At 68.9% G+C, this 21,893-nt stretch carries 18 protein-coding genes and 1 tRNA gene; 9 read left to right on the top strand and 10 right to left on the bottom strand.

Annotated elements, in window-relative coordinates:
• The first annotated feature begins 90 nt into the window (after positions 1–90).
• The gene (locus tag MC45_RS17460) at positions 91–357 is read left to right on the top strand and encodes a type II toxin-antitoxin system VapB family antitoxin (RefSeq protein WP_038665917.1); all 267 of its coding nucleotides are present in this window, start codon (positions 91–93) and stop codon (positions 355–357) included.
• Positions 354–740, top strand: coding sequence for a type II toxin-antitoxin system VapC family toxin (locus MC45_RS17455; RefSeq protein ID WP_038665914.1), 387 nt, complete (start codon positions 354–356; stop codon positions 738–740). The genes MC45_RS17460 and MC45_RS17455 overlap by 4 nt, the downstream gene beginning before the upstream one ends.
• 4 nt (positions 741–744) lie before the next feature.
• On the opposite strand, the gene gltB is transcribed toward MC45_RS17455, so the two are convergent.
• The 6 genes from gltB to MC45_RS17425 all read right to left on the bottom strand — a co-directional run bounded on the left by gltB (position 745) and on the right by MC45_RS17425 (position 9,357).
• On the bottom strand, positions 745–5,271 hold the full coding sequence (gene gltB, locus MC45_RS17450; protein ID WP_052075751.1) for a glutamate synthase large subunit: 4,527 nt from the start codon (positions 5,269–5,271) through the stop codon (positions 745–747).
• Complete coding sequence (locus MC45_RS17445) at positions 5,268–5,741, bottom strand: ribonuclease HepT family protein (RefSeq protein ID WP_038665910.1); 474 nt, start codon at positions 5,739–5,741, stop codon at positions 5,268–5,270. Before MC45_RS17445 ends, gltB begins: the two co-directional genes overlap by 4 nt.
• Positions 5,738–6,016, bottom strand: a complete 279-nt coding sequence (locus tag MC45_RS17440; RefSeq protein WP_245640772.1) for a nucleotidyltransferase domain-containing protein — start codon at positions 6,014–6,016, stop codon at positions 5,738–5,740. The genes MC45_RS17445 and MC45_RS17440 overlap by 4 nt, the downstream gene beginning before the upstream one ends.
• Positions 6,017–6,033: 17 nt before the next feature.
• Positions 6,034–7,467, bottom strand: coding sequence for an NAD(P)-dependent oxidoreductase (locus MC45_RS17435; protein ID WP_038665904.1), 1,434 nt, complete (start codon positions 7,465–7,467; stop codon positions 6,034–6,036).
• A gap of 153 nt (positions 7,468–7,620) precedes the next feature.
• Positions 7,621–8,418: an undecaprenyl-diphosphate phosphatase gene (locus MC45_RS17430; protein ID WP_038665901.1), complete on the bottom strand. Its 798-nt coding sequence runs from the start codon at positions 8,416–8,418 to the stop codon at positions 7,621–7,623.
• A gap of 9 nt (positions 8,419–8,427) precedes the next feature.
• The gene (locus tag MC45_RS17425; RefSeq protein ID WP_038665898.1) at positions 8,428–9,357 is read right to left on the bottom strand and encodes a complex I NDUFA9 subunit family protein; all 930 of its coding nucleotides are present in this window, start codon (positions 9,355–9,357) and stop codon (positions 8,428–8,430) included.
• Positions 9,358–9,466: 109 nt separating this feature from the next.
• Here MC45_RS17425 and MC45_RS17420 point away from each other — a divergent pair.
• A tRNA-Leu gene (locus tag MC45_RS17420) sits at positions 9,467–9,553 on the top strand.
• 82 nt (positions 9,554–9,635) lie between these two features.
• Here the strand turns inward: MC45_RS17420 and MC45_RS17415 are convergent.
• From MC45_RS17415 to MC45_RS17400, 4 genes are all read right to left on the bottom strand, one after another.
• The gene (locus tag MC45_RS17415; protein ID WP_038665895.1) at positions 9,636–10,295 is read right to left on the bottom strand and encodes an alpha/beta fold hydrolase; all 660 of its coding nucleotides are present in this window, start codon (positions 10,293–10,295) and stop codon (positions 9,636–9,638) included.
• A gap of 79 nt (positions 10,296–10,374) precedes the next feature.
• Positions 10,375–11,679, bottom strand: a complete 1,305-nt coding sequence (locus MC45_RS17410) for a CitMHS family transporter (protein ID WP_038665892.1) — start codon at positions 11,677–11,679, stop codon at positions 10,375–10,377.
• Positions 11,680–11,699: 20 nt separating this feature from the next.
• Entirely contained in the window at positions 11,700–13,187 is a 1,488-nt protein-coding gene (locus MC45_RS17405) for an OprO/OprP family phosphate-selective porin (protein ID WP_038665889.1), read from the bottom strand.
• On the bottom strand, positions 13,184–14,260 hold the full coding sequence (locus tag MC45_RS17400; RefSeq protein WP_245640771.1) for an ABC transporter substrate-binding protein: 1,077 nt from the start codon (positions 14,258–14,260) through the stop codon (positions 13,184–13,186). Before MC45_RS17400 ends, MC45_RS17405 begins: the two co-directional genes overlap by 4 nt.
• A gap of 95 nt (positions 14,261–14,355) precedes the next feature.
• Here MC45_RS17400 and MC45_RS17395 point away from each other — a divergent pair, with 95 nt between their 5' ends.
• From MC45_RS17395 to MC45_RS17370, 6 genes are all read left to right on the top strand, one after another.
• Positions 14,356–15,021, top strand: a complete 666-nt coding sequence (locus MC45_RS17395) for a response regulator transcription factor (protein ID WP_179944552.1) — start codon at positions 14,356–14,358, stop codon at positions 15,019–15,021.
• Positions 15,022–15,083: 62 nt separating this feature from the next.
• The gene (locus tag MC45_RS17390) at positions 15,084–16,463 is read left to right on the top strand and encodes a sensor histidine kinase (RefSeq protein ID WP_038667885.1); all 1,380 of its coding nucleotides are present in this window, start codon (positions 15,084–15,086) and stop codon (positions 16,461–16,463) included.
• A gap of 268 nt (positions 16,464–16,731) precedes the next feature.
• Complete coding sequence (locus tag MC45_RS17385) at positions 16,732–17,202, top strand: GAF domain-containing protein (protein ID WP_052075749.1); 471 nt, start codon at positions 16,732–16,734, stop codon at positions 17,200–17,202.
• 102 nt (positions 17,203–17,304) lie between these two features.
• Complete coding sequence (locus MC45_RS17380) at positions 17,305–18,810, top strand: carboxylesterase/lipase family protein (RefSeq protein WP_038665886.1); 1,506 nt, start codon at positions 17,305–17,307, stop codon at positions 18,808–18,810.
• Positions 18,811–18,823: 13 nt separating this feature from the next.
• Positions 18,824–19,585, top strand: coding sequence for an SDR family NAD(P)-dependent oxidoreductase (locus MC45_RS17375; RefSeq protein ID WP_038665883.1), 762 nt, complete (start codon positions 18,824–18,826; stop codon positions 19,583–19,585).
• Between the two features lie 117 nt (positions 19,586–19,702).
• Positions 19,703–21,889: a TonB-dependent receptor gene (locus tag MC45_RS17370; protein WP_038665882.1), complete on the top strand. Its 2,187-nt coding sequence runs from the start codon at positions 19,703–19,705 to the stop codon at positions 21,887–21,889.
• Positions 21,890–21,893 lie beyond the last annotated feature (4 nt).

The raw sequence follows: 21,893 nt of genomic DNA, 5'->3' as shown, positions 1-21,893 counted from the left end.
CCTGTAGGGCATCGGCGGGGGCGAGGTGAAGCCGTTGCAGACCAGCCTGCCCCAATCTATTTACCAGTTCACCACCGCAGAGGTGATCCAATGGATATCCAGATCGATCGGCCCGATGTCGAACACGCGATCCATCAACTGTCGGAGCTGCGTGGGCAGACTCCGGCCGATATTGTCGGACAGGTGATGCTCGGCGAACTCTCTAAGGAGTTGGACCTACGGGCGCGCCTGTCGCCGGAACGGCTGGCGTGGCTGGACGACGTCCGCAAACTGCAGGCGCATATCCGCACTCTGCCGGTACTCGACGACCGATCCCCGGACGAGATGCTGTACGACGCGGACGGCCTGCCGAAATGATCGTCGTCGACGCGTCGGCGCTGGTCGCCATCGCGTTGGAAGAGCCGGATGCCGACCGCTTCCTGCGAGCCATTGCAAGCGCCGACGAGGCGATCATGCCAGCACCCACCGCGCTTGAGGTCCATCTTGTGCTCAGCCGGCGAGTAACGCCGGATGACAAACGCCTCGCGGTGCCGTTATTCAGTCACGGCATTATCCGCCTCGTCGACTGGACCGAACAGCATCTGGTGATCGCATGCGAGGCATATACGCGCTTCGGCGGCCGGCCGGCCCGGCTGAATTTCGGCGACTGCATGGTCTATGCGATCGCCAAAGCACTCGACGCGCCCTTGCTCTACAAAGGCGAGGATTTCGCGCGGACCGATATCCGGTCCGCGCTCTGATCCGTCACTCCGCCGCGACCAGTTCCACCGAATCGTCCAGCGGATAGGTCTGCCGCGACAGCATCTCCTTCGGCACGACCTGCCAGAAATCGCCGGCGATCCGCTCCCAGTCGGCGAGCAGACCCTTCGACCATTTGCTGTCCGTAGCATTGGCATGCCGCTCGACGAGGTCGCGCAGCACGCCCTCCCAATGCGCCGAGGCGAGCCGCTGCCAGACGATATTCTCCGGATTGGCGCGCTGCGCGAACTCGCCGTCGGGATCGTAGACGAAGGCCATGCCGCCAGTCATGCCCGCGCCGAAATTCTGCCCGACGCGGCCGAGCAGCACCGCGACGCCGCCGGTCATATACTCGCAGCCGTTGGCGCCGCAGCCCTCGACCACCACCGTCGCGCCCGAATTGCGCACCGCGAACCGCTCGCCCGCCTGCCCCGCGGCGAGCAGCGTCCCCGAGGTCGCGCCGTAGAGCACGGTGTTGCCGAGGATCGTATTGTCCTGGCTCGCCAATGGCGAGGACACCGCCGGGCGGAGCACGATGATGCCGCCCGAAAGGCCCTTTCCGACATAATCGTTGGCGTCGCCGAACACTTCGAGCGTGATGCCCTTGCACATGAAGGCCCCGAGGCTCTGCCCGGCGCTCCCGCGCAGCCGGACGGTGACGTGGCCGTCGGCGAGCTTGCTCATCCCGAAACGGCGGGTGACCTCGCTCGACAGCCGCGTGCCGACCGCGCGATGCGTGTTGCGCACCGAATAGGTGAGCTGCATCTTCTCGCCGCGGCTGAACACCGCCGCGGCATCCTTGATGATCTGCGCGTCGAGACTGTCGGGGACCTCGTTGCGGAAGGTCGACAGCGAGAAGCGGCGCTCGGCGTCGGTCGCATCGACCTTGGCGAGGATCGGGTTGAGATCGAGATCGTCCAGATGCTCGGCACCGCGGCTGACCTGACGCAGGAATTCGGTGCGGCCGATCACTTCGTCGAGACTCCTGACGCCGAGCCGGGCGAGGATGTCGCGCACCTCCTCGGCGATGAAGGTCATCAGGTTGATGACCTTCTCGGGCGTGCCGACGAACTTGTCGCGCAACGCCTGATCCTGCGTGCAGACGCCGACCGGGCAGGTGTTGCTATGGCACTGGCGCACCATGATGCAGCCCATCGCGACGAGGCTCAACGTGCCGATACCATATTCCTCGGCGCCGAGGATCGCGGCGATGACGATGTCGCGCCCGGTCTTGAGCCCGCCGTCGGTGCGCAGCCGCACCCGGCCGCGCAAGCCGTTGAGGGTCAGCACCTGGTTGACCTCGCTGAGGCCCATCTCCCACGGCGTGCCGGCATATTTGACGCTGGTCTGCGGGCTCGCGCCGGTGCCGCCGACATGGCCGGCGATCAGGATGACGTCTGCGTGGGCTTTGGCGACGCCAGCGGCGACGGTGCCGATCCCCGACGAGCTGACCAGCTTGACGCAGACGCGCGCGCGCGGGTTGATCTGCTTGAGGTCGTAGATGAGCTGCGCGAGATCCTCGATCGAATAGATGTCATGGTGCGGCGGCGGCGAGATCAGCGTCACGCCCGGCGTCGCATGGCGCAGCTTGGCGATGAACTCGGTCACCTTGAAGCCGGGCAACTGGCCGCCCTCGCCGGGCTTGGCGCCCTGCGCGACCTTGATCTCGATCTCCTCGCAGGCGTTGAGATATTCGGCGGTGACGCCGAACCGGCCGCTCGCGATCTGCTTGATCGTCGAATTGGCGTTGTCGCCATTCTCATAGGGCTTGAAGCGCTTCACATCCTCGCCGCCCTCGCCCGACACCGCCTTGGCGCCGATGCGGTTCATCGCGATCGCCAGCGTCTCGTGCGCCTCGGGGCTGAGCGCGCCCAGCGACATGCCCGGGGTGACGAAACGCTTGCGGATCTCGGTGATCGCCTCGACCTGATCGACCGGCACGCCCTCGCTCGGGAAATTAAACTGGAGCAGGTCGCGCAGATAGACCGGCGGCAGATCGGCGACACCGCGGCTGAATTGCAGATAGCTGGTATAGCTGTCGGTCGACACCGCGGTCTGGAGCAGGTGCATGAGTTGCGCCGAATAGGCGTGGGTCTCGCCGGTGTGGCGCTGGCGGTAGAAGCCGCCGATCGGCAGCTTCGCCACGCCCTCGTCCCAGGCCAGTTCGTGGCGGACGAGCGCGCTGTGGTGCAGCGAATTATAGCCCTCGCCCGAGATCTTGGCGGGCATGCCGGGGAACAGGTCGTTGACGAGGCTGCGCGAGAGGCCGACCGCCTCGAAATTATAGCCGCCGCGATAGGAGGAGATCACCGCGATCCCCATCTTGCTCATGATCTTGAGCAGCCCCTCCTCGATCGCATGGCGATGGCGCTTGAGGCATTCGTCCAAGGACAAGTCGCCGAACAGGCCGCGTGCCTGCCGGTCGACGATCGCCGCCTCGGCGAGATAGGCGTTCACCGTCGTCGCGCCGACGCCGATCAGCACCGCGTAATAATGCGTGTCGAGACATTCCGCCGAGCGGACGTTGATCGAGGCATAGGAGCGCAGCCCCCGACGGACGAGATGCGTATGCACCGCCGCCGCCGCCAGCACGCCGGCGATCGCGATCCGGTCTTCGGAGACGTGCTCGTCAGTCAGGAACAGCTCGCTCTTGCCCTGCCGCACCGCCTGCTCCGCCTCGTTGCGGATGCGCTGGATCGCGGCGCGCAGCTTTTCCGGGCCGCCCTCCGCGTCGAAGGTGCAGTCGATCTCGGTCGCGGTGCGCGCGAAATGCGCCTTGAGCCGCGCCCAATGCTGGCCGGTGAGCACCGGCGAATCGAGCACCAGCACGCGATCGCGCTGATCCTCGGTGTCGAGGATATTGGCGAGATTGCCGAACCGCGTGCGCAGCGACATGACGTAGCGCTCGCGCAGCGGATCGATCGGCGGGTTGGTGACCTGGCTGAAATTCTGGCGGAAGAACTGGCTGATGAGACGCGGCTTGTCGCTAATGACGGCGAGCGGCGTATCGTCGCCCATCGAGCCGATCGCCTCTTTCGCGGTTTCGACCATCGGCGACAGGATCAGCTCCATATCCTCCAGCGTCTGGCCGGCGGCGACCTGCCGGCGCGCGAGCGCGGGCCGATCGAAACGGACCACCGCCTCGGCGACCTCGGGCAGGTCGTCGAGCGTATGGAATTCGCCGATCATCGCGGGATAATCGTGCTCCGCGGCGATCCGGTCCTTGACCTCGCGGTCGCCGAGCACCCGGCCTGCGTCGAGGTCAACCGCGATCATCTGGCCCGGCCCGAGCCGACCCTTGGCGACGACGGTCGATTCGGGGACGACGACCATGCCGGTCTCCGAGCCGACGATCAGCAGCCCGTCCGAGGTCTGCGTATAGCGCAGCGGCCGCAGCGCGTTGCGGTCGACGCCCGCCACCGCCCAGCGGCCGTCGGTCATCGCCAGCGCGGCGGGGCCGTCCCACGGCTCCATCACCGAGGCGAGATAATTATACATCGCGGCGTGATCGGGCGGCGTGTCCGCACCGGTCGCCTCGGGGACGAGCATCAGCTTGGCGGTCGGCGCATCGCGGCCCGAACGGCAGATCGCCTCGAACACCGCGTCGAGCGCGGCGGTGTCGGACGCGCCCGCCGGGATCACCGGCTTGATGTCCTCCGAATTGTCGCCGAACGCGAGGCTCGCCATCCGGATCTCGTGGCTGAGCATCCAGTTCTTGTTGCCGCGGATCGTGTTGATCTCGCCATTGTGCGCAAGGCAGCGGAACGGCTGCGCCAGCCACCATTGCGGGAAGGTGTTGGTTGAATAGCGCTGGTGGAAGATCGCGACGCGCGATTCGAACCTTTGATCCTGCAGGTCGGGATAGAAGACCGACAGGCTCTCGGCGAGGAACAGCCCCTTGTAGACGATCGAGCGGCACGAAAGCGAACAGACGTAGAAACCCTGGATCTGCGCGGCGATGACGCGCTTCTCGATGCGGCGGCGGACGAGATACAGGTTCTTCTCGAACTCGGCGGCGGAGACGTCGTCGGGCAACGGGCCGGCGATCATGATCTGCTCGATCTCGGGCCGCGTCGTCTGCGCCTTGAGGCCGATCACCGACACGTCGACCGGCACCTGTCGCCAGCCGTAGATCGTATAGCCCGCCTCGATGATCGCGCTCTCGACGATCGTGCGGCAATTCTCCTGCGCGCCGAGATCGGTGCGCGGCAGGAAGATCATGCCGACCGCGAGCCGGTTGGGCAGCACCTTGTGGCCGCTCGCGACGACCGCATCGTCGAAGAAGCGGTGCGGCAGGTCGATATGGATGCCGGCGCCGTCGCCGGTCTTGCCGTCGGCATCGACCGCGCCGCGGTGCCACACCGCCTTCAGCGCATCGACCGCCGACTGGACGACGCGCCGCGACGCACGACCGTCAGTGGCGGCGACGAGGCCGACGCCGCAGGCATCGCCCTCGCTGTCGGGACGGTACATGCCGTGTTCCGCGAGATAGGCACGCTGGTCAGTCTTCATCGGATCATGGGCGTCGGTCATGACGGCAGGCCCTTCCCTTCGGCATAAGCGCCGAGATTGTCGGTGATGGTGCGCAGCAGGGGCATCGTGGCCCAGCTTTCGTTGAGCCGCCGCACCTGTTCTTGCTCTTCGATCGGATATTCGTGGACGAGCCGGTTGCGCAGGCGCACCGCCACCATCCAGGATTCGGCGTCGGACACGAGCGCATGCTTCTCCAGCCAATCGCCGATGTCGCGATGGGTCATCGACCCGGCGTCGACGCCCGTCCAGCCCGCGATCGCGCGCACCGCGCGGGCGATCAGATCCTGAAGCTGTTCGAACCGTTTCAGGAATGCGGTCGCCGCCGTGCGTTGCATCAGGTTTAACGCGGCGAGATCCTCGCCACCGAACGGCATCACGCCAGCCAGCAGCGGCACCAGTTCCTCCGCGCCCGCCGCAACCCTGCGACAGCGGGCGAGTGTGCGACCGATAAAGACCTCGGTGTCCGTCATGGGAGCGGCACCGCATGTTGCGCGACCATCGCAGCGAACGGCGGCAATGGCTGACCCTGTTGGGTCAACACCACATCGACCTTGCGCTCGTCGATCCGCCGGAACAGGTCGGACAGAAATCGCGACTCATGGACGATCCCGATCCGATCCGCCGGCGCCTCGATCAGCAGGTCGATATCGCCACCACGTTTGGCATCGTCCACCCGGCTGCCGAACAGGCGCACGACGGCGGATGCGCCGAACGCTTCGACGGCGGCCGCCTTGATCGCCTGCACCTCGTCCGCGGTCAGTCTCACGCCGCGACCTTTCCCGCCTTTGCCTTCGCCTTGAGCCATTTGTGCATCGTCGCCGCGACGTCGCGGCCGTCGCGGATCGCCCAGACGACGAGGCTCGCGCCACGGACGATGTCGCCCGCCGCGAACACGCCGTCGAGGCTGGTCATCAGCGTCTTGCCGTCGACCAACACCGTCCCCCAGCGGCTGACGCCAAGTTCGGGCGCGCCGAACAGCGCTGGCAGATCCTCGGCGTCGAAGCCCAGCGCCTTGATGACGAGATCGGCCTTCAGCGTGAAGTCGCCGCTCGGATCGGCTTCCGGCGCGCGGCGACCGCTCGCATCGGGCGCACCCAGACGCATCTTGCGCGCGCGCACCGTGCCGTCGCTGTCGAACGCCGCCGGGGCGGAGAGCCAGACGAAGTCGGCGCCCTCCTCCTCGGCATTGGTGACCTCGCGCTGGCTGCCCGGCATGTTCTTGCGGTCGCGGCGGTAGAGGCATTTCACCGACGCCGCGCCCTGGCGGATCGCGGTACGGACGCAGTCCATCGCGGTATCGCCGCCACCGATCACGACGACGTGCTTGCCCGCCGCATCGAGCCCGCCCTCGTCGAACGCCGGCACCGCGTCGCCGAAGCCCTTGCGGTTCGACGCGATCAGGAAATCGAGCGCCGCCACCACGCGGCCGTCGTCACCACCGGCGACGTCGAGCGCGCGCGCCTTGTAGACGCCGGTCGCGATCAGCACCGCGTCATGCTCGCGACGCAGATCGTCGAGGCTCGCCTGCTCACCGACGCCGAAGCCTTCGTGGAAGACGATGCCGCCCGCCTTGAGCCGGTCGACGCGGCGCATGACGACGGGCTTCTCGAGCTTGAAGCCGGGGATGCCATAGGTCAGCAGCCCGCCGGCGCGATCGTGCCGGTCGTAGACATGGACCTCATAGCCGTGGCCGCGCATGTATTCCGCCGCGGTCAGCCCGGCCGGACCGGCGCCGATCACCGCCACCGACTGCCCGCGCGCCGGCCCCGGCACCAGCGGCTCGACCCAACCCTCTTCCCAGGCGGTGTCGGTGATGAACTTCTCGACCGAGCCGATCGTCACCGCGCCGTGGCCGGTGAATTCGATCACGCAATTGCCCTCGCACAAACGGTCCTGCGGGCAGATGCGGCCGCAGATCTCGGGCATGGTCGAGGTGCTGTTTGACAGCTCGTACGCCTCGCGCAGCCGCCCCTCGGCGGTCAGCCGCAGCCAGTCGGGAATGTGGTTGTGCAGCGGGCAATGCACCGAGCAATAAGGCACGCCGCATTGCGAGCAGCGCCCCGCCTGATCCTCCGCGGCCGGCGCTGCATAGCGCGCGGCGATCTCGGCGAAGTCCTCGGCACGCGCCTGGGGTGCCCGCTTCGCGGGATAGGCCTGCTGACGGCCGACGAACTTAAGCATGGAATCGTGCGCCATGGGGCCTCCTTCCCGCGTCGCTACGCAGGAAGAAGCGCCGTGTCACGCATAAATTGACCAATACGTCAGCACCCATTCCCTAATATAGCGTCGTAATGACCCCTTCGCAGGATGGACTGGCCCGGAAATCGGAAATTTGGTATCGCTGCGGACCTATCGCAGTTGAAGTGCGACCAATGCCACCGCGCCGATGACGATCCGATACCATGCGAACGGTGCAAAACCGTGACGGCTGACGATGCCGACGAACCAGCGGATCACCACCAAAGCGACGACGAACGAGACGACGAAGCCGATCGCGATGCTGAGCCACTCGCCCTGCCCCAGGGTCGCGCCCGATTTGAGCAGGTCGTAGCCCGAGGCGGCGAGCATCGTCGGGATGGCGAGGAAGAAGGAGAATTCCGCCGCCGCGCGCCGATCGACGCCGAGGCTGAGCGCGCCCATGATCGTCGCGCCCGACCGGCTGACGCCCGGGATCATCGCGAGACACTGGACGACGCCGACGCCGAGCGCGGTGCTCCACGGCATCGCCTCGACCGATTCGATCCGCGCCTGCTTGACCAGCCGCTCGATGACGAGGATCGCGATGCCGCCGACGATCAGCGCGACCGCGACCACGGTCGGGCTTTCGAGCAACGCCTTGACCGCCTTGTAGACGACCACGCCGATCGCCGCGGCGGGCAGGAAGCCGAGCGCGATATTGCGCACGAACGCCCAGGATTTGGGCTGGCCACCGACGAGGCCCACCGCCACGTCCCAGAAGCGTCGCCAGTAGAGGACGATCACCGCGAGGATGGCGCCCAATTGAATCACGATGTCGAAGGTCGCGGTTGCTTGGTCCTGCACGCCGAGCAAGGTGCCGGCGAGGATCAGATGGCCGGTCGAGGAGACGGGCAGGAATTCGGTGACCCCCTCGACGATGCCGAGGAGGATGACGGTGAGCAGGTCCATGAAACGTCCTTAAGCGGCGAGGGTTTCGGCGCGACGACCGAACCGGCCGGTGCGGCGGAAGCGGACGAGCCATTCGGGCGCGACCGCCTGCAGCGGGGTCGGGTCGATGCCGAGCGCCGCCAGCCCCGACGCGCCCGGCGCGACGACGTTGTCGCGCTGGAGCATTAGCCACTGGTCCTTGGTGATCGGCGCGAACGGCAGGCTGGCGAGCAGCGCGCCGGCCGCATCGGGCAGTTCGACGATCGACGGGCTGCGGCCGATCGTCCTGGCGATCCAGCGGATGATCTCGCCCATCGTCATCACGTCGGGGCCGCCGAGCTCGAACGTCTGGCCGGCGAAGCGCGCGTCGGTCGCCGCCGCCATCGCATCGCCGACATCGGCCGCGAACACCGGCTGGAACTTCACCGGCGCGCGCAGCACCGGCACCACCGGGGCCTTGCCGATCATGCCGGCGAAGCGGTTGATGAACTGGTCCTCGCGACCGAAGACGATCGACGGGCGGATGATCGCGGCGTTCGGGAAGGCGGCACGGACCGCCTCCTCGCCGCGGCCCTTGCTGCTGCCATAGGCCGAGGGCGCCGACGAATCGGCGCCGATCGCCGACATGTGGACCAGCGTCGCGACCCCGGCCGCCGCGGCGGCCTCGGCGACGTTGCGCGCACCACCGACATGGACGCGCTCGAAATCGCCGGCAAGCAGCCCGACCATGTTGATCACCGCATCGGCGCCCTGCACCGCGCGGCTGACCGTTTCGGGCAATGTCACGTCGGCGGCGACGAATTGCGTCTGGCCGAGACCGCCCAAGGGCTTGAGAAACCACGCATGCCGCGGATCGCGCTCGGCGACGCGCACCCGCGCGCCGCCGCGGAGCAGCGCCTGCACCACATAGCGGCCGACGAATCCGCCGCCGCCGAAGATCGTAACCAGCTTGTCTTTCATCGCCCGGGCCTCATTTTTTCGTCGCTGTGCTGATGTTTCGCCCCTTGCCCGGCGAAACCCGTGTTGACAAGCGCGGCGACCGCCCCCTAAAGGCCGCCGCCTACCCCGTGCCCAGATGGCGGAATTGGTAGACGCACCAGCTTCAGGTGCTGGCGATCGCAAGGTCGTGGAGGTTCGAGTCCTCTTCTGGGCACCATTTTCCGACCCCGGCATCTGCCGCGGCCGGAAAGCGCAGCGCACCGGCACGAACGCCGGGTCGCGCAGCGCCCACCCCGCCCCTATTCCGCCCGCAGCCAGCGGCGCAGCAGCGTCGTCACCTCGCCGGGCCGCTCCATCGGCGAGAGATGGCCGCAGCCGCGCAGCACGTGCAGGGCCGCGCCGGGAATCGCCTCGGCAAGTGCACGCGCGTCGTCGGGCGTGCAGATACGGTCGCGATCGCCCACCGCGACCAGCGTCGGCACGTGGATCGCCCGAATCGCCTCGGCGATGTCGGGGCGGGCGAGCAGCGCCGCCTGCTGCCGCGCGAAGACCGCCGGGCCGAGCCGCTCCGCCATCGCCAGCGCCGGACCGCTGACGATCGCCGAGAGCTGCGGATCGGCATGCGGCGCGGTGGCGATCAGGCCCTGGTCGGCGACGGTGCGCGCGCGCGGCTCCATCGAGGCGCGGGTGCCGAACAGGGCGATGCGGGTGATCCGGTCGGGCGCCTGGCGCACCATCTCCAGCGCGACATAGCCGCCGAGGCTGACCCCGGCGACGGCGCCACGCGGTGGCATCGCGGCGAGCACCCGCGCCGCCATCGCGCCGATCGTCGCATCCTGCGACAGATCGCCGAAGTCGGGCTCGGCGATATCGGCGAGGTCCATGATCTGGCGCGCCCACAGGCGCCCGTCGCAGCCCATCGCGGGCAGCAGCATCAGGGGCAGGCGCGTTCGGTCCATGGGGTCTCCGGGGGTTGGGGGCGGCGGAAGGCGCGCGGGGCCACGGCGAAGCGCGGCGCGATCGAGGCGGCGTCGCGGATCACCCGGCGACGAACGGAAAGGCGAGCGCGATCATCCCGACCAGCGTCATCACCGCGCACACCATCGCGGCGGGCAGCAGCGTGAACCGCTGGTGGTCGGCGAGGTCGACGCCGGCGAGGCTGACGAGCAGATAGGTCGACGGCACCAGCGGGCTGAGCAGATGCACCGGCTGGCCCATCAGCGAGGCGCGCGCGATCGCCATCGGCGAGACGCCGTAATGCGCCCCCGCCTCGGCGAGGATCGGCAGCATGCCGAAATAGAAGGCGTCGTTGGAGATGAAGAAGGTGAAGGGCAGGCTGAGCAACGCGGTGATCGGAGCCATATAGGGGCCCATCACCGGCGGGATCATGCCGACGACCTCCTTGCTCATCGCCTCGACCATGCCGGTGCCGCCCAAGATGCCTGTAAAGATGCCCGCGGCGAAGATCAGCGACACCACCGACAACACGTTGCCGGCATGCGCGGCGATCCGCTCCTTCTGCTCGGCGACGCCGGGATAGTTGACGATCATCGCGATCGCGAAGGCGATCATCATCAGCACCGACAGTGGCAGCAGCCCCCAGACGAGCAGGGTGAGCAGCGTGACGACGAGCAGGCCGTTGAACCAGATCAGTTTCGGCCGGCGCGCCTCGGGATATTGCGACACCGCCATGCCGGTGAACTCCGCCTCCTCGCGTGCCTGCACCGCGCCGATGCGGGCGCGCTCCTTGCGGCCGAACCACACCGCCAGCGCGAGCAGGCTGGCGAGGCCGGCGATCATGCCGGGGATCAGCGGCAGGAACAGCGTCGCCGGATCGAGCTTGAGCGCGCTCGCCGCGCGCGCGGTCGGGCCGCCCCAGGGGGTGAGGTTCATGATGCCGCTGGTCGCCATCAACAGGCAGCACAGATACAGCCGGTTCATGTCGTAGCGCTTGTAGAGCGGCAGCAGCGCGGCGATCGTGATGATATAGGTGGTCGAGCCGTCGCCATCGAGGCTGACCAGCGCGCACAGCACGACGGTGCCGAGCAGGATGCGCGTCGGATCGCCGTGGACCAGCCGGATCAGCCGGCCGACCAGCGGATCGAACAGCCCGGTATCGGTCATCGTCGAGAAGAACAGGATCGCGAACAGCAGCATCACGCCGGTCGGCGCGAGATTCTTGATGCCGTCGATCATCATGTCGCCGAGCCCGGCCGCCTGGCCGGCGATCACGCCGAAGATCGTCGGGATGACGATCAGCGCGACCAGCGGGGTCATCCGCTTGGTCATGATGAGCGTCATGAAGGTGGCCACCATCAGGAAGCCGAGCAGCGCCAGATCCATGGGCATGTTCCTTGGAAAGATCAGAAGGTGACGGCGACGCGGGCGCTGACGGTTTCGCCGGAATCGGCGCCGGTGACGGCGCCGCTGCGATTGTCGGTGTCCCAGTGGATGGCGTTGACTTGCACGCGCGTGAAGCTGTTGAGATACCAGTTCACGCCGAGAGTCCCCGCCCATCCCTCGCCGCCGGTGACGAGATCGGTATAGTCGAGACTCTCATAGCGGCCGGTCAGCTCGATCGCGCCGGGTCCCCCGTCGAAAGTCGGCCGCTTGACCTTGGGCTGGCCGAAACTGCCCAGCCGCGGATTGTACGGCGGCAGGTCGCCGGTGATAAAGAAGCCGCCCGACAGGCTCCACGCCTTGCTGACGAAATCGGACCGGCCACCGTCCAGCCGCGCGTTGCGCCGCCCCGCCTCGCCCATCACCCACAACGGCCCGCGATAGCCGCCCAGCTCGACGCCATAGCCGGTGGTACCGGTGCCGCCGAGCAGGGTGCCGGTCGAGACGCGCAGGGCGCCGTTGAAACGGCCGCCGATCACCGTGTTGCGGGTCAGCGTCGTCGCCGCGGACGACAGGCTCTCGTCGAAGCCCCAGATGCCGACGTGCATCACCGTGTCGTCGGTCTTGACCGGGTTCCAGTGCGCGCGGCCCAGCACGGTGCGGCCGTCGCTCACCGCCTGCGTGCCGTCGACGCGGTCGCCGGTGACGGTCAGCGAGGCATGGCCGGTCTTCCAGAACAGACGCGGCATGATGCCGATGCCGTAGAAGCCGCGCTGCGGGATGATCGCGGTGGCGACCGTCGTGCGTTCGAGGAACGGCGTCGAATCCGAGCCGGTCGAGCCCTCGAAGCTGCGATCGTTGAACAGATGACCGGCGCGCACGTCGTAATCGATCCCCGGCGCGATCCGGTTGCGCCAGCCCATGAAGGCGGTGACGACGTCGACCTCATTCTCCGAGAAATCGGCTTCCATCTGATAGAAGAAATGCGCGCCGACGCCGCCCTCCAGCCCGAGGCGCAGCGCGCGCATGCCGGTGGTGGTGAGGTTGCGCGTGTCCGATCTGGAACCGAATGTGCTGCTGACGTCGGCGAGGATGCGCCCGCGCGGCTTGAAGGTGTAGACGCCGTCCGCCGAGTGGAAGACGGGCAGGCCCGCGCCCCATTCGGTGGTCACGCCCGACGGATTGTCGCGTGCCGCGGTCGCCTGTGCGACGTCGCGGTCGGCCGGGCCGGGGGGCACCAGCTGCGGTGCGAAGGGCACCGTGCGGCGAACCTGCGGCGGCGCGGCCTGCGCGACCTGGGGCGGCGGCGTCTGCGCGGGGGCGGACGCCGGGGCCGGCGCGGCGGCGAGCGCCTGCTGGCCCTCGATCCGGTCGAGCCGGGCGCGCAGCGCGGCGATCTCCGCCGCCTGCGCGCGCACCAGTTCGGCAAGCTCGGCCTGCGTCGGCGTCTGGGCGAGCGCGGGGGTGGCGGCGACGAGCGCCAGCAGGGCGGCTCCGGTACGCAGGATCATGGGGTGGAGGCTCCGGCAAGGGTCGCGCGCCAGTCGCGCAGGAAGCGCTGGCGGGTGATGCGGTCGAGGGGGACGAGGAGTTGCGGCCCGACGCGGATCGGGCGCGCCTGCGCCGCGGACAGCCGCCGCGCCGGCACGTCGGCACGCACCGGCCACAGGCTGCGTGCGGCGAGCAGGCTCTGGCCGCGCCGCGACAGCAGGAAATCGAGGAACAGCTTGGCGCTTGCCGGCGAACGGGCCTGACGCGCGATGAAGGCGATGCGCGAGGTGACGATCGTATAGTCGCTCGGCAGCACCACGCCGAGCCGCGGATCGCGCTTCGCCTGTTCCAGCGCGTAGGAGGCGATGACGTTATAGGCGATCGCCTGCCGTCCGGCGGCGACCGCGGCGAGCATCGGCTCGGTCCGCTCCGCCAGCACCGGCTTGGTCGCCGCGATCGCCGTCATCAGCGCGCGGCTGTCGCGGGTGATCGCAAGGTCCTCGGTCAGATAGAGATAGCCGACGTTGGACCGCGCCGGATCGAAGGTGGTGACGCGGCCGGTGAACTGCGCCCGCCGCGTGCGCAGCAGCGCCTCAAGCGCGGCATGGCTGCGCGGCCGCTGCGCGTCGGGGATCAGCCGGCGATTGTAGACGATGCCGATCGGCTCGGCGGTGACGCCATAGCCGATGTTCTTCCACACCACCTGCGCCGGCAGCGCCGGCTTTTCGGGGCTGGCATAGCCCTGGCCGAATCCGTCGTTGATGAGCTTGACCTGCAACGCCATCGCCGACGACCAGACGAGATCCGCCGACTGCTGCCGCGCGCGCGTCTCGCCGACCAGCCGGCGGTAGATCTCGATCGAGCCGAGGTCGACGTAGCGGACGCGGATCGTGGGATAGAGGCGGTGGAAGCCGGCGACGACGCCGACCAGCTCGCTGCGGTCGGCATTGCCGTAGACGGTCAGCCCGCCCTCCGTTTTCGCCGCGGCGATCAGCCCGTCATAGGAGCGCGGATAGCCCGCCGGCCGGGTCTGGGCGTGCGCCGTCGCCGCTGCCGCCAGCATCATCATCGTCCCGAATAGGATCGTCCGCATCCCGGCTCCTCTCGCTTTTCCGCTTCTGTGATCGGATAAGCTGCCATCGTGGGATATCCGGCGCACCTGTCAGCAACCTTTCACCGGGTGAAACCATGCGAATCCTGATGATCGAGGACGATGCGGCGCTCGCCCGGAGCATCGCCGCGCTGCTGCGCGCCGGCGGCCATGCGGTCGATCATTGCGCGAGCGGCGAGGAGGGGCTGACGTTGGTCTCGGGCGAACCCTATGCGCTGCTGATCCTCGACGTCGGCCTGCCCGACATCGACGGCTTCACCGTGCTTGAACGGCTGCGGCGGCGCGGCGAGAAGGTGCCGGTGCTGATGCTGACCGCGCGCGACGCGCTCGACGACCGGGTGCGCGGGCTCGACCTCGGCGCCGACGATTATCTGCGCAAGCCGTTCGAGCCGCAGGAGCTGGAGGCGCGCGTGCGGGCGCTCGGCCGGCGCCGCGGCGGCGATCCGACGCCGGTGGTGACGATCGGCGCGCTGACGCTTAACCGCTCGACCGGGCAGGCCGAGGTGAGCGGGCGTGCGCTCGACCTGCGCCGCCGCGAATGGGCGGTGCTCGACGCGCTCGCCACCCGCGCCGGGCAGGTGGTGCCACGCGAACTGCTGCTCGCCGAGGTGTTCGGCTATGACGAGCCGGTTGGCCCCAATGCGATCGAGGTCAACGTCACCCGGCTGCGCAGCAAGCTCGCCCCCGACGGCCCGCAGATCCGCACGGTACGCGGCGTGGGATATCTGCTCGATGCGGGGTGAGGCGGGATGACCCACCATTGCCGACGGACGGCGACCCGCCCCCTCCCCCGCGGCGCTACCTGATGCCCGCCCCCCGCGCCATCGCGCTGCGCACGCGATTGCTCGTCGCGATGCTCGGGCCGTTGCTCGGCGTCGCGGTGCTGCTCGGCGTCGCCGGCGCGGCGCTGATCGCCGACGTCGTGCGGCGCACCAACGACCGCGTGCTCGGCGGCGCGCTCGGCGCGATCGCCGAGACGGTGCAGGTCGAGCGCGGCGAGGTGACGCTCGACCTGCCGCCCGCCGCCTTCGGCATGCTGGAGAACAGCGAGCGCGACAACGTCTATTACCGCATCGCGGTCGGCGGCGATCTGCTCACCGGCTATGCCGACCTTCCCGCCCCCGCCCCCGATGCGCTGGCGATCGACCAACCGCGCTTCCGCTTCGCCGACTATCGCGACCAGCGCATCCGCATTGCCGAAGTCCGCCGCGCCTTGCCCGGCATCGAGCGACCGGTCGTCGTCCAGGTCGCCGAGACGCTCGACGGCCGTCGCGCGCTCAGCCGCCGGCTGCTGATCGCGCTGCTCGGCGGCGAACTCGCGCTGGTCGGCATTGCCATTCTGCTGCTGCGCCCGGCGCTCGGCTGGAGCCTGCGCCCGCTCGCGCGGCTGCGCGGCGCGGTCGAGGCGCGCGAGGGCCATGCCGCGCCCGACCTGTCGCCGATCGACGCCGGCCCGCTGCCGCTCGAACTTCGCCCGCTCGCCGAGGCATTCGACCGGCTGCTCGCCCAGCTCGACACCGCGACCGCCGCGACGCGCCGCTTCACCGCCGACGCCTCGCATCAGATGCGCACGCCGCTGTCGGTGCTGAAGGTGCAGATCGAACTCGCCCGCCGCGGCTCGCGCGAGGCGCTCGACGAGATCGCCACCGCCGCCGCGCGGCTCGAACGGCTGCTGATCCAGCTGCTCGCGCTTGCCCGCGCCGAGGAGGCGGGCGCCGCGCCGCCGCTCGAACGCGTCGACCTGCGCGAGGTGGCGGTTCGCGTCATCAGCCGTCGCATCGGCCAGGCGATCGACGCCGGCGTCGAACTCCAGCTCGACGCCGCGGCGGCGCCCGCCTGGGTGCACGGCCACCGCACTTTATTGGTCGAAATCCTCAGCAACCTCATCGACAATGGCATCCGCTACAACCGGCGCGGCGGCACCGTCACCGTCGCGATCCGCGACGCCGACGGCGGCGTCGATCTCTCCGTGCGCGACGACGGACCCGGTATCGCCGCCGCCGACCGCGACCGCGCCCTGGAGCGGTTCGTCCGCCTCGGCGACCGCCATGCGCCCGACGGCAGCGGCCTCGGCCTTGCCGTCGTGCGCTCCGCCGCGGCGCGGATCGGCGCGACGCTGCGGCTGGCCGACGCCGAGCCCGGCCTCGCCGTCCTCCTCCACCTGCCCGACGCTCCGTCATCGTAGTAAATCGTCCGTTAACGAGAATTCGCCTCATTTCGGTTGGATTATTCTTCGCCGATTTGTTCTCCCCTGCTGACGACAGCTGCCGATATCCACCGGCTTTGCTTGGTATTTTCAGTTGCGTTGTTAGGCAACCAATTGCGATACTTAGAGTTGTTGATGAAACAGGTGGGAGAGCACGGTGAACGAGCCGCGCGTCAGTTCATGGTTTGATGCTTTCTCCGCGGAGAAGACGCGGCAGCTTGCCGTGGATCGCAGCCGGGCGGTTTCGATGCGCGGCAGCACCGAACTCGCGCGGATCGTCGACGTCGTGCGCGATCATTATCACCGGCCCTATGCGGCGATCTCGATCATCGACAAACGCTCGCAGATCCTGCTCGCCGAGCGTGGCCTCGGCATCGCCGAGACCGCGCGCAGCACCGCCTTCTGCGCGGTGACGATCCAGCAGGGTGGTCGAGCGCTCGTCGTGCCCGATGCGCGCGAGGACGCCCGCTTCGCCAAGTTCGACAGCGTCACCCGCGATCCCTTCGTCCGCTTCTACGCGGGCGTGCCGATCCACGACGAGGCGGGCATGGCGCTTGGCGCACTCTGCATCGCCGACAGTGCACCGCTGACCGGGGATTTCGACCGGTCGCTGCTCGTCATGATGGCCCGCGAAGCCGAGCGCGCCATCGCCGCCATCGCCCCCGCCCCCACCCCCGCACCGACGCCCTGGCGGCTCCGCCTCGAGTCCGACGTCTGATCGGGCCGCGGGTCAGGCCGCCCTCGCCGGGCACGGCAAATCACCCGATCGGCATAACGATGGGCGCTACGCCGGGCGCCCGGCCCGCGGCATAAGGGCAGGATGTCGTCGCTTCCCCCTCCCGTGGTCGAGACCGGTGCCGGACCGGTCGAAGGGCGCCGCCATGGCGCGCTCACCGTCTTTCGCGGCATTCCCTATGCCGCGGCCCCCGTCGGCGCGCACCGCTTCGCGCCGCCCGCACCGGTGCCGCGCTGGTCCGGCGTGCGGCCGGCGGTCGAGCCCGGCGCCAACGCGCCGCAGCGAACCCGCAAGCTGCCCGGCCTCGATGCCGCGCCGCTGATCGGCGAGGGCTGGACGCCGGGCGACGAATATCTCGCGCTCGACGTCTGGTGCCCGGCGGGGGACGAGCGGGCGCGCCCGGTCATGGTGTTCATCCACGGCGGCGGCTTCGTCGTCGGCAGCAAGGACGCGGGCGTGCAGACCGGCGCGAGCTTCGCGCGCGACGGCATCGTCTATGTCGCGATCAACTATCGCATGGGGGTCGACGGCTTCCTGCCGATCCCGGGCGTGCCGACCAACCTCGGCCTGCGCGACATGATCGCCGCGCTCGGCTGGGTGCGCGACGAGATCGCGGCCTTCGGCGGCGATCCCGCCAACGTCACCGTCTTCGGTGAGAGCGCGGGCGCGATGGCGATCGCCGATCTGATCGCCTCGCCGCTCGCCAGGGGGCTGTTCCAGCGTGCCATCGTGCAGAGCGGCCATGGCGGCATGACCCGCACCGTCCCGGTCGCGCAGCGGCTGGTGCGCAAGATGGCGGCGTTGCTCGGCGTCACCCCCGATCGCGCCGGGTTCGCGAGCGTCGCACCCGGCGACCCGCTGCTCGATGCGGTGGAGACGGTGTCGCTGCCCACCACCCGGCTCGACCTGCGCGGCGACGACGGGCGCGAGCCGGTGTTCGGGATCAGCCGCTTCGTCCCCGTCCACGGCGACGACGTGCTGCCGCTCGCGCCGCTCGAGGCGCTCAAACAGGGCGCCGGCGCCGAGGTCGCGCTGCTGATCGGCAGCAACCGCGAGGAGATGAACCTCTATCTCGTCCCCAGCGGCGTCCGCGACAAATTGAACAGCGCGGTCGGCAGGCTGCTCGCCTGGGTCGTGCTGCGCAAGTCGCAGCCACGCGCCTGGGCCGTGCTCAAGGCCTATGGCATGGGGCGCGGCAAACCCGCCGGACAGGTGCTGACCGACGCGTTGACCGACCTTGTCTTCCGCTGGCCGGCGCGCCGCTTCGCCGAGGAGCATCGCGGCCGCACCCATATGTACGAATTCGAATGGCGCTCACCGCGCTACGGCGACGGGCTCGGCGCGTCGCACGGCATGGAATTGCCCTTCGTCTTCGACAGCCTCGCCACCTGCACCGGCGCGGAAGGATTGTGCGGCACCGCGCCGCCGCAGGACCTCGCCGACCGCATCCATGCGCTCTGGGTGCAATTCGCCCGCGACGGATCGCTGCCCTGGGCGCCGTTCGAGCGCGACGGCCGCACCGTCTACCAGCTCGCCGCCGGCGAACCGGTTGCCGAACCGGTGATGCCCGCCGCCGCCTTCCTGCCCTGATCGGATTGCGCCCATGTATCTCGATCGTCTGCGCCTCGACGGGCGCACCGCCTTCGTCACCGGCGCCGCGCAGGGCATCGGCTTCGCCTGCGCCGATGCGCTCGGCGAGGCCGGCGCGCGCGTCATCCTCGCCGACCGCGATCCCGACGCGCTCGGCGCCGCGCTCGAGCGCCTGCGTGGCCAGGACCGCCCCGTCGACGGTGTCCTGCTCGACGTCACCGACCCTGCCGCGGTGACCCGCATCGCCGACAGCGCCGGCGTGGTCGACGTGCTCGTCAACAACGCCGGCATCGCGCGCAGCGATACCCCCGCCGAAGACGTCACCGACGAGCAATGGCGCAACGTCCTCGACGTCAACCTCAACGGCACCTTCTGGTGCGCGCGCGCCTTCGGCCGGCATATGCTGGCGCGCGGCAGGGGCAGCATCGTCAACATCGGCTCGATGTCGGGGTTCATCGTCAACCGCCCGCAGCCGCAGAGCTATTACAACGCCAGCAAGGCCGCGGTGCATCAGCTCACCCGCAGCCTCGCCGCCGAATGGGCGCCGCGCGGCGTACGCGTCAACGCGGTCGCGCCGACCTATATCGCCACCCCGCTCAACGCCTTCGCCGACAAGGAGAGCGAAATGTACCGCCGCTGGATCGACGGCACGCCGCAGGCGCGGCTCGGCGAACCCGAGGAGGTCGCCGCGATCGTCCATTTCCTCGCCAGCGACGCCGCCAGCCTGATGACCGGCAGCATCGTCCTCGCCGACGGCGGTTACAGCTGCTGGTGATCGGCGAAGTCGCAGAGCCGATCGGCATATCCGATCGACCTTTCGGATAGGTAGCGAAAGGCGCACAACCTTTCTGACAGGTGGGCGAAGACTCACCGGCCAAAGAGAGGATTTTCGATGCGCCTTTGCACCCTGTTTGCCGTCACCACTGCGCCCGTCGCGCTGCTCGCTTTTGCCGCACCCGCCGCCGCGCAGGTCGCCGAGGCCCCCGACGTCACCGATACCGCCCCGCCCGGCCGCGCCACCGGTGCCGCCCCGCAGACCGGCGATCAGGACATCGTCGTCACCGCCCGCAAGCGCGCCGAATCGCTGCTCGACGTGCCGATCGCCGCCACCGCGATCAGCGGCAACACGCTGACCGAACGCGGCGTCAATTCGGTGCGCGAGGCGGCCTCGCTCACCCCCGGCCTCAACATCGCCAGCGACGGCGCCGGCCGCGCCTTCGTCTCGATCCGCGGCGTCGGCGTCACGCTGGTGCAATCGGTGCAGCCCGGCGTCGGCCTGTTCATCAACGGCATCTACCAGCCCAACACCTCCTACCTCAACAATCCGCTGCTCGACATCGACCGGATCGAGGTGCTGCGCGGCCCGCAGGGCACGCTGTACGGCAAGAACACCTTGGGCGGCGCGATCAACGTCATCACCCGCCAGCCGTCGAACGAGACCGAGGCGCGCGGCAATTTCAGCTTCGCCGGCCCCGACGACAGCATCCTCGCCTCCGCCTCGGTCAGCGGCCCGATCATCAAGGACGTGCTGCAGGTCCGCGTCGCCGCCGGCCACCGCCAGCAGGACGGCTTCCTGCGCAACAACATGCTCGGCATCGACGCCAGCCCGTTCAAGACCGACTCGCTCAACACCACGATCCGCTTCGTCCCGACCGGCGACGTCGTGCTGACCGTCAACGGCTATTACGACTGGGTCGAAGGCGCCAACACGCCCTATGCACGCGTTACCGGCCCGACCGATTATTCGCGGATCGTCCAGTTCAACGCACCCAATCGCATCCAATATCGCTATCGCGGCGTCAACGCGCGGCTGGAGACGCCGATCGAGGCGATCAATTCCAAATTCACCCTCGTCGGCTCCTATGACGCGCGCAACGGCGTCTCCCCAAATAGCGACGCCGATTTCGGCCCCGCCGACATCGCGCGCAGCAACGGCACCGACAGCCTGCGCACCAAGACCGTCGAGACCCGCCTCGACACCGAACTCAGCGGCACGCTCAGCACCCTGCTCGGCCTGTTCTACAGCCGCGAGGAGGCGACCGCGTTCGACCGCACCCGCATCCTGCCCGCCAACCTCACCCGCCTGACCAACAACGCCACCAAGGCGGACACCTATGCCGCGTTCGGCACGATCTTCTGGAAGCCGACGACCGCCTGGGAGATCGCGCTCGGCCTGCGCTACGATCACGAGAAGCGCAGCGCCGATGGCGACATCGCGATCACCGTCGGCGCGGCGGCGCTGCCGACCACCCTCTCCAACGCGCAGCTCAAATCCGATCAGGTCGAGCCGCGCCTTTCGATAACCCGCCACTGGACCAGCCAGTTGATGACCTATGCCTCGGTGGCGCGCGGCTATCGCGGCGGCGGCTTCAACGCGCCGACCGCGCCGATCCGCACCTACAAGGGCGATTCGGCATGGACCTATGAGATCGGCTCGAAATACGTCTCGCCCAATCGCGCGTTCAGCCTGTCGGGCGACGTCTTCTACAACGATTATTCCAACTACATCGGTCTCAACTCGATCGCGCCGGCGGCGGGAGGCGGCCTCGTCACCGTCGATCTCAACAGCGGCGACGTCGAAAGCTACGGCGCCGAGCTGGAGGCGACGATCCGGCCGGTGTCCAACTGGACGATCAACGGCAGCGTCACCTACATCCACGCCCGACTGACCGATTCCTCGCCCTATACGCTGGTGACCGGCCGCACGCTGTCGTCCGACCGGCTGACCTTCCAGCCCGATTTTAGCGGCAACATCTACAGCGACTATACCATCCCCCTCGGCGGCGAGGACACGCTGACGCTGACCGGCGGCGTCGTTGCCAAGGGCAGCCGCCTCGCCGCGACGCTCAATCAGACGACGCCGACCTTCCTGCGCCCCTATGCGCTGGTCAACGCCGCGATCACCTATCGCACCGGCCCGCTGGAGGTGGCGGCCTTCGCCAACAACCTGCTCCAGAAGAACTATTTCGACGCCTATATCGAAAGGACGACGCTCGCCCTCGCCGGCCTGCCCGCCTCCGACCTCGGCATCATCGGCGATCGCCGCCGCATCGGCGTGCGCCTCGGCTTCAGGTTCTGACCCC

The organism is Sphingomonas taxi, assembly GCF_000764535.1.
In the GTDB taxonomy this organism is placed as follows: Bacteria; Pseudomonadota; Alphaproteobacteria; order Sphingomonadales; family Sphingomonadaceae; genus Sphingomonas; species Sphingomonas taxi.
The sequence above is the reverse complement of the archived record's forward strand: the minus strand, read 5'-3'. Positions and strand labels throughout refer to the sequence as shown.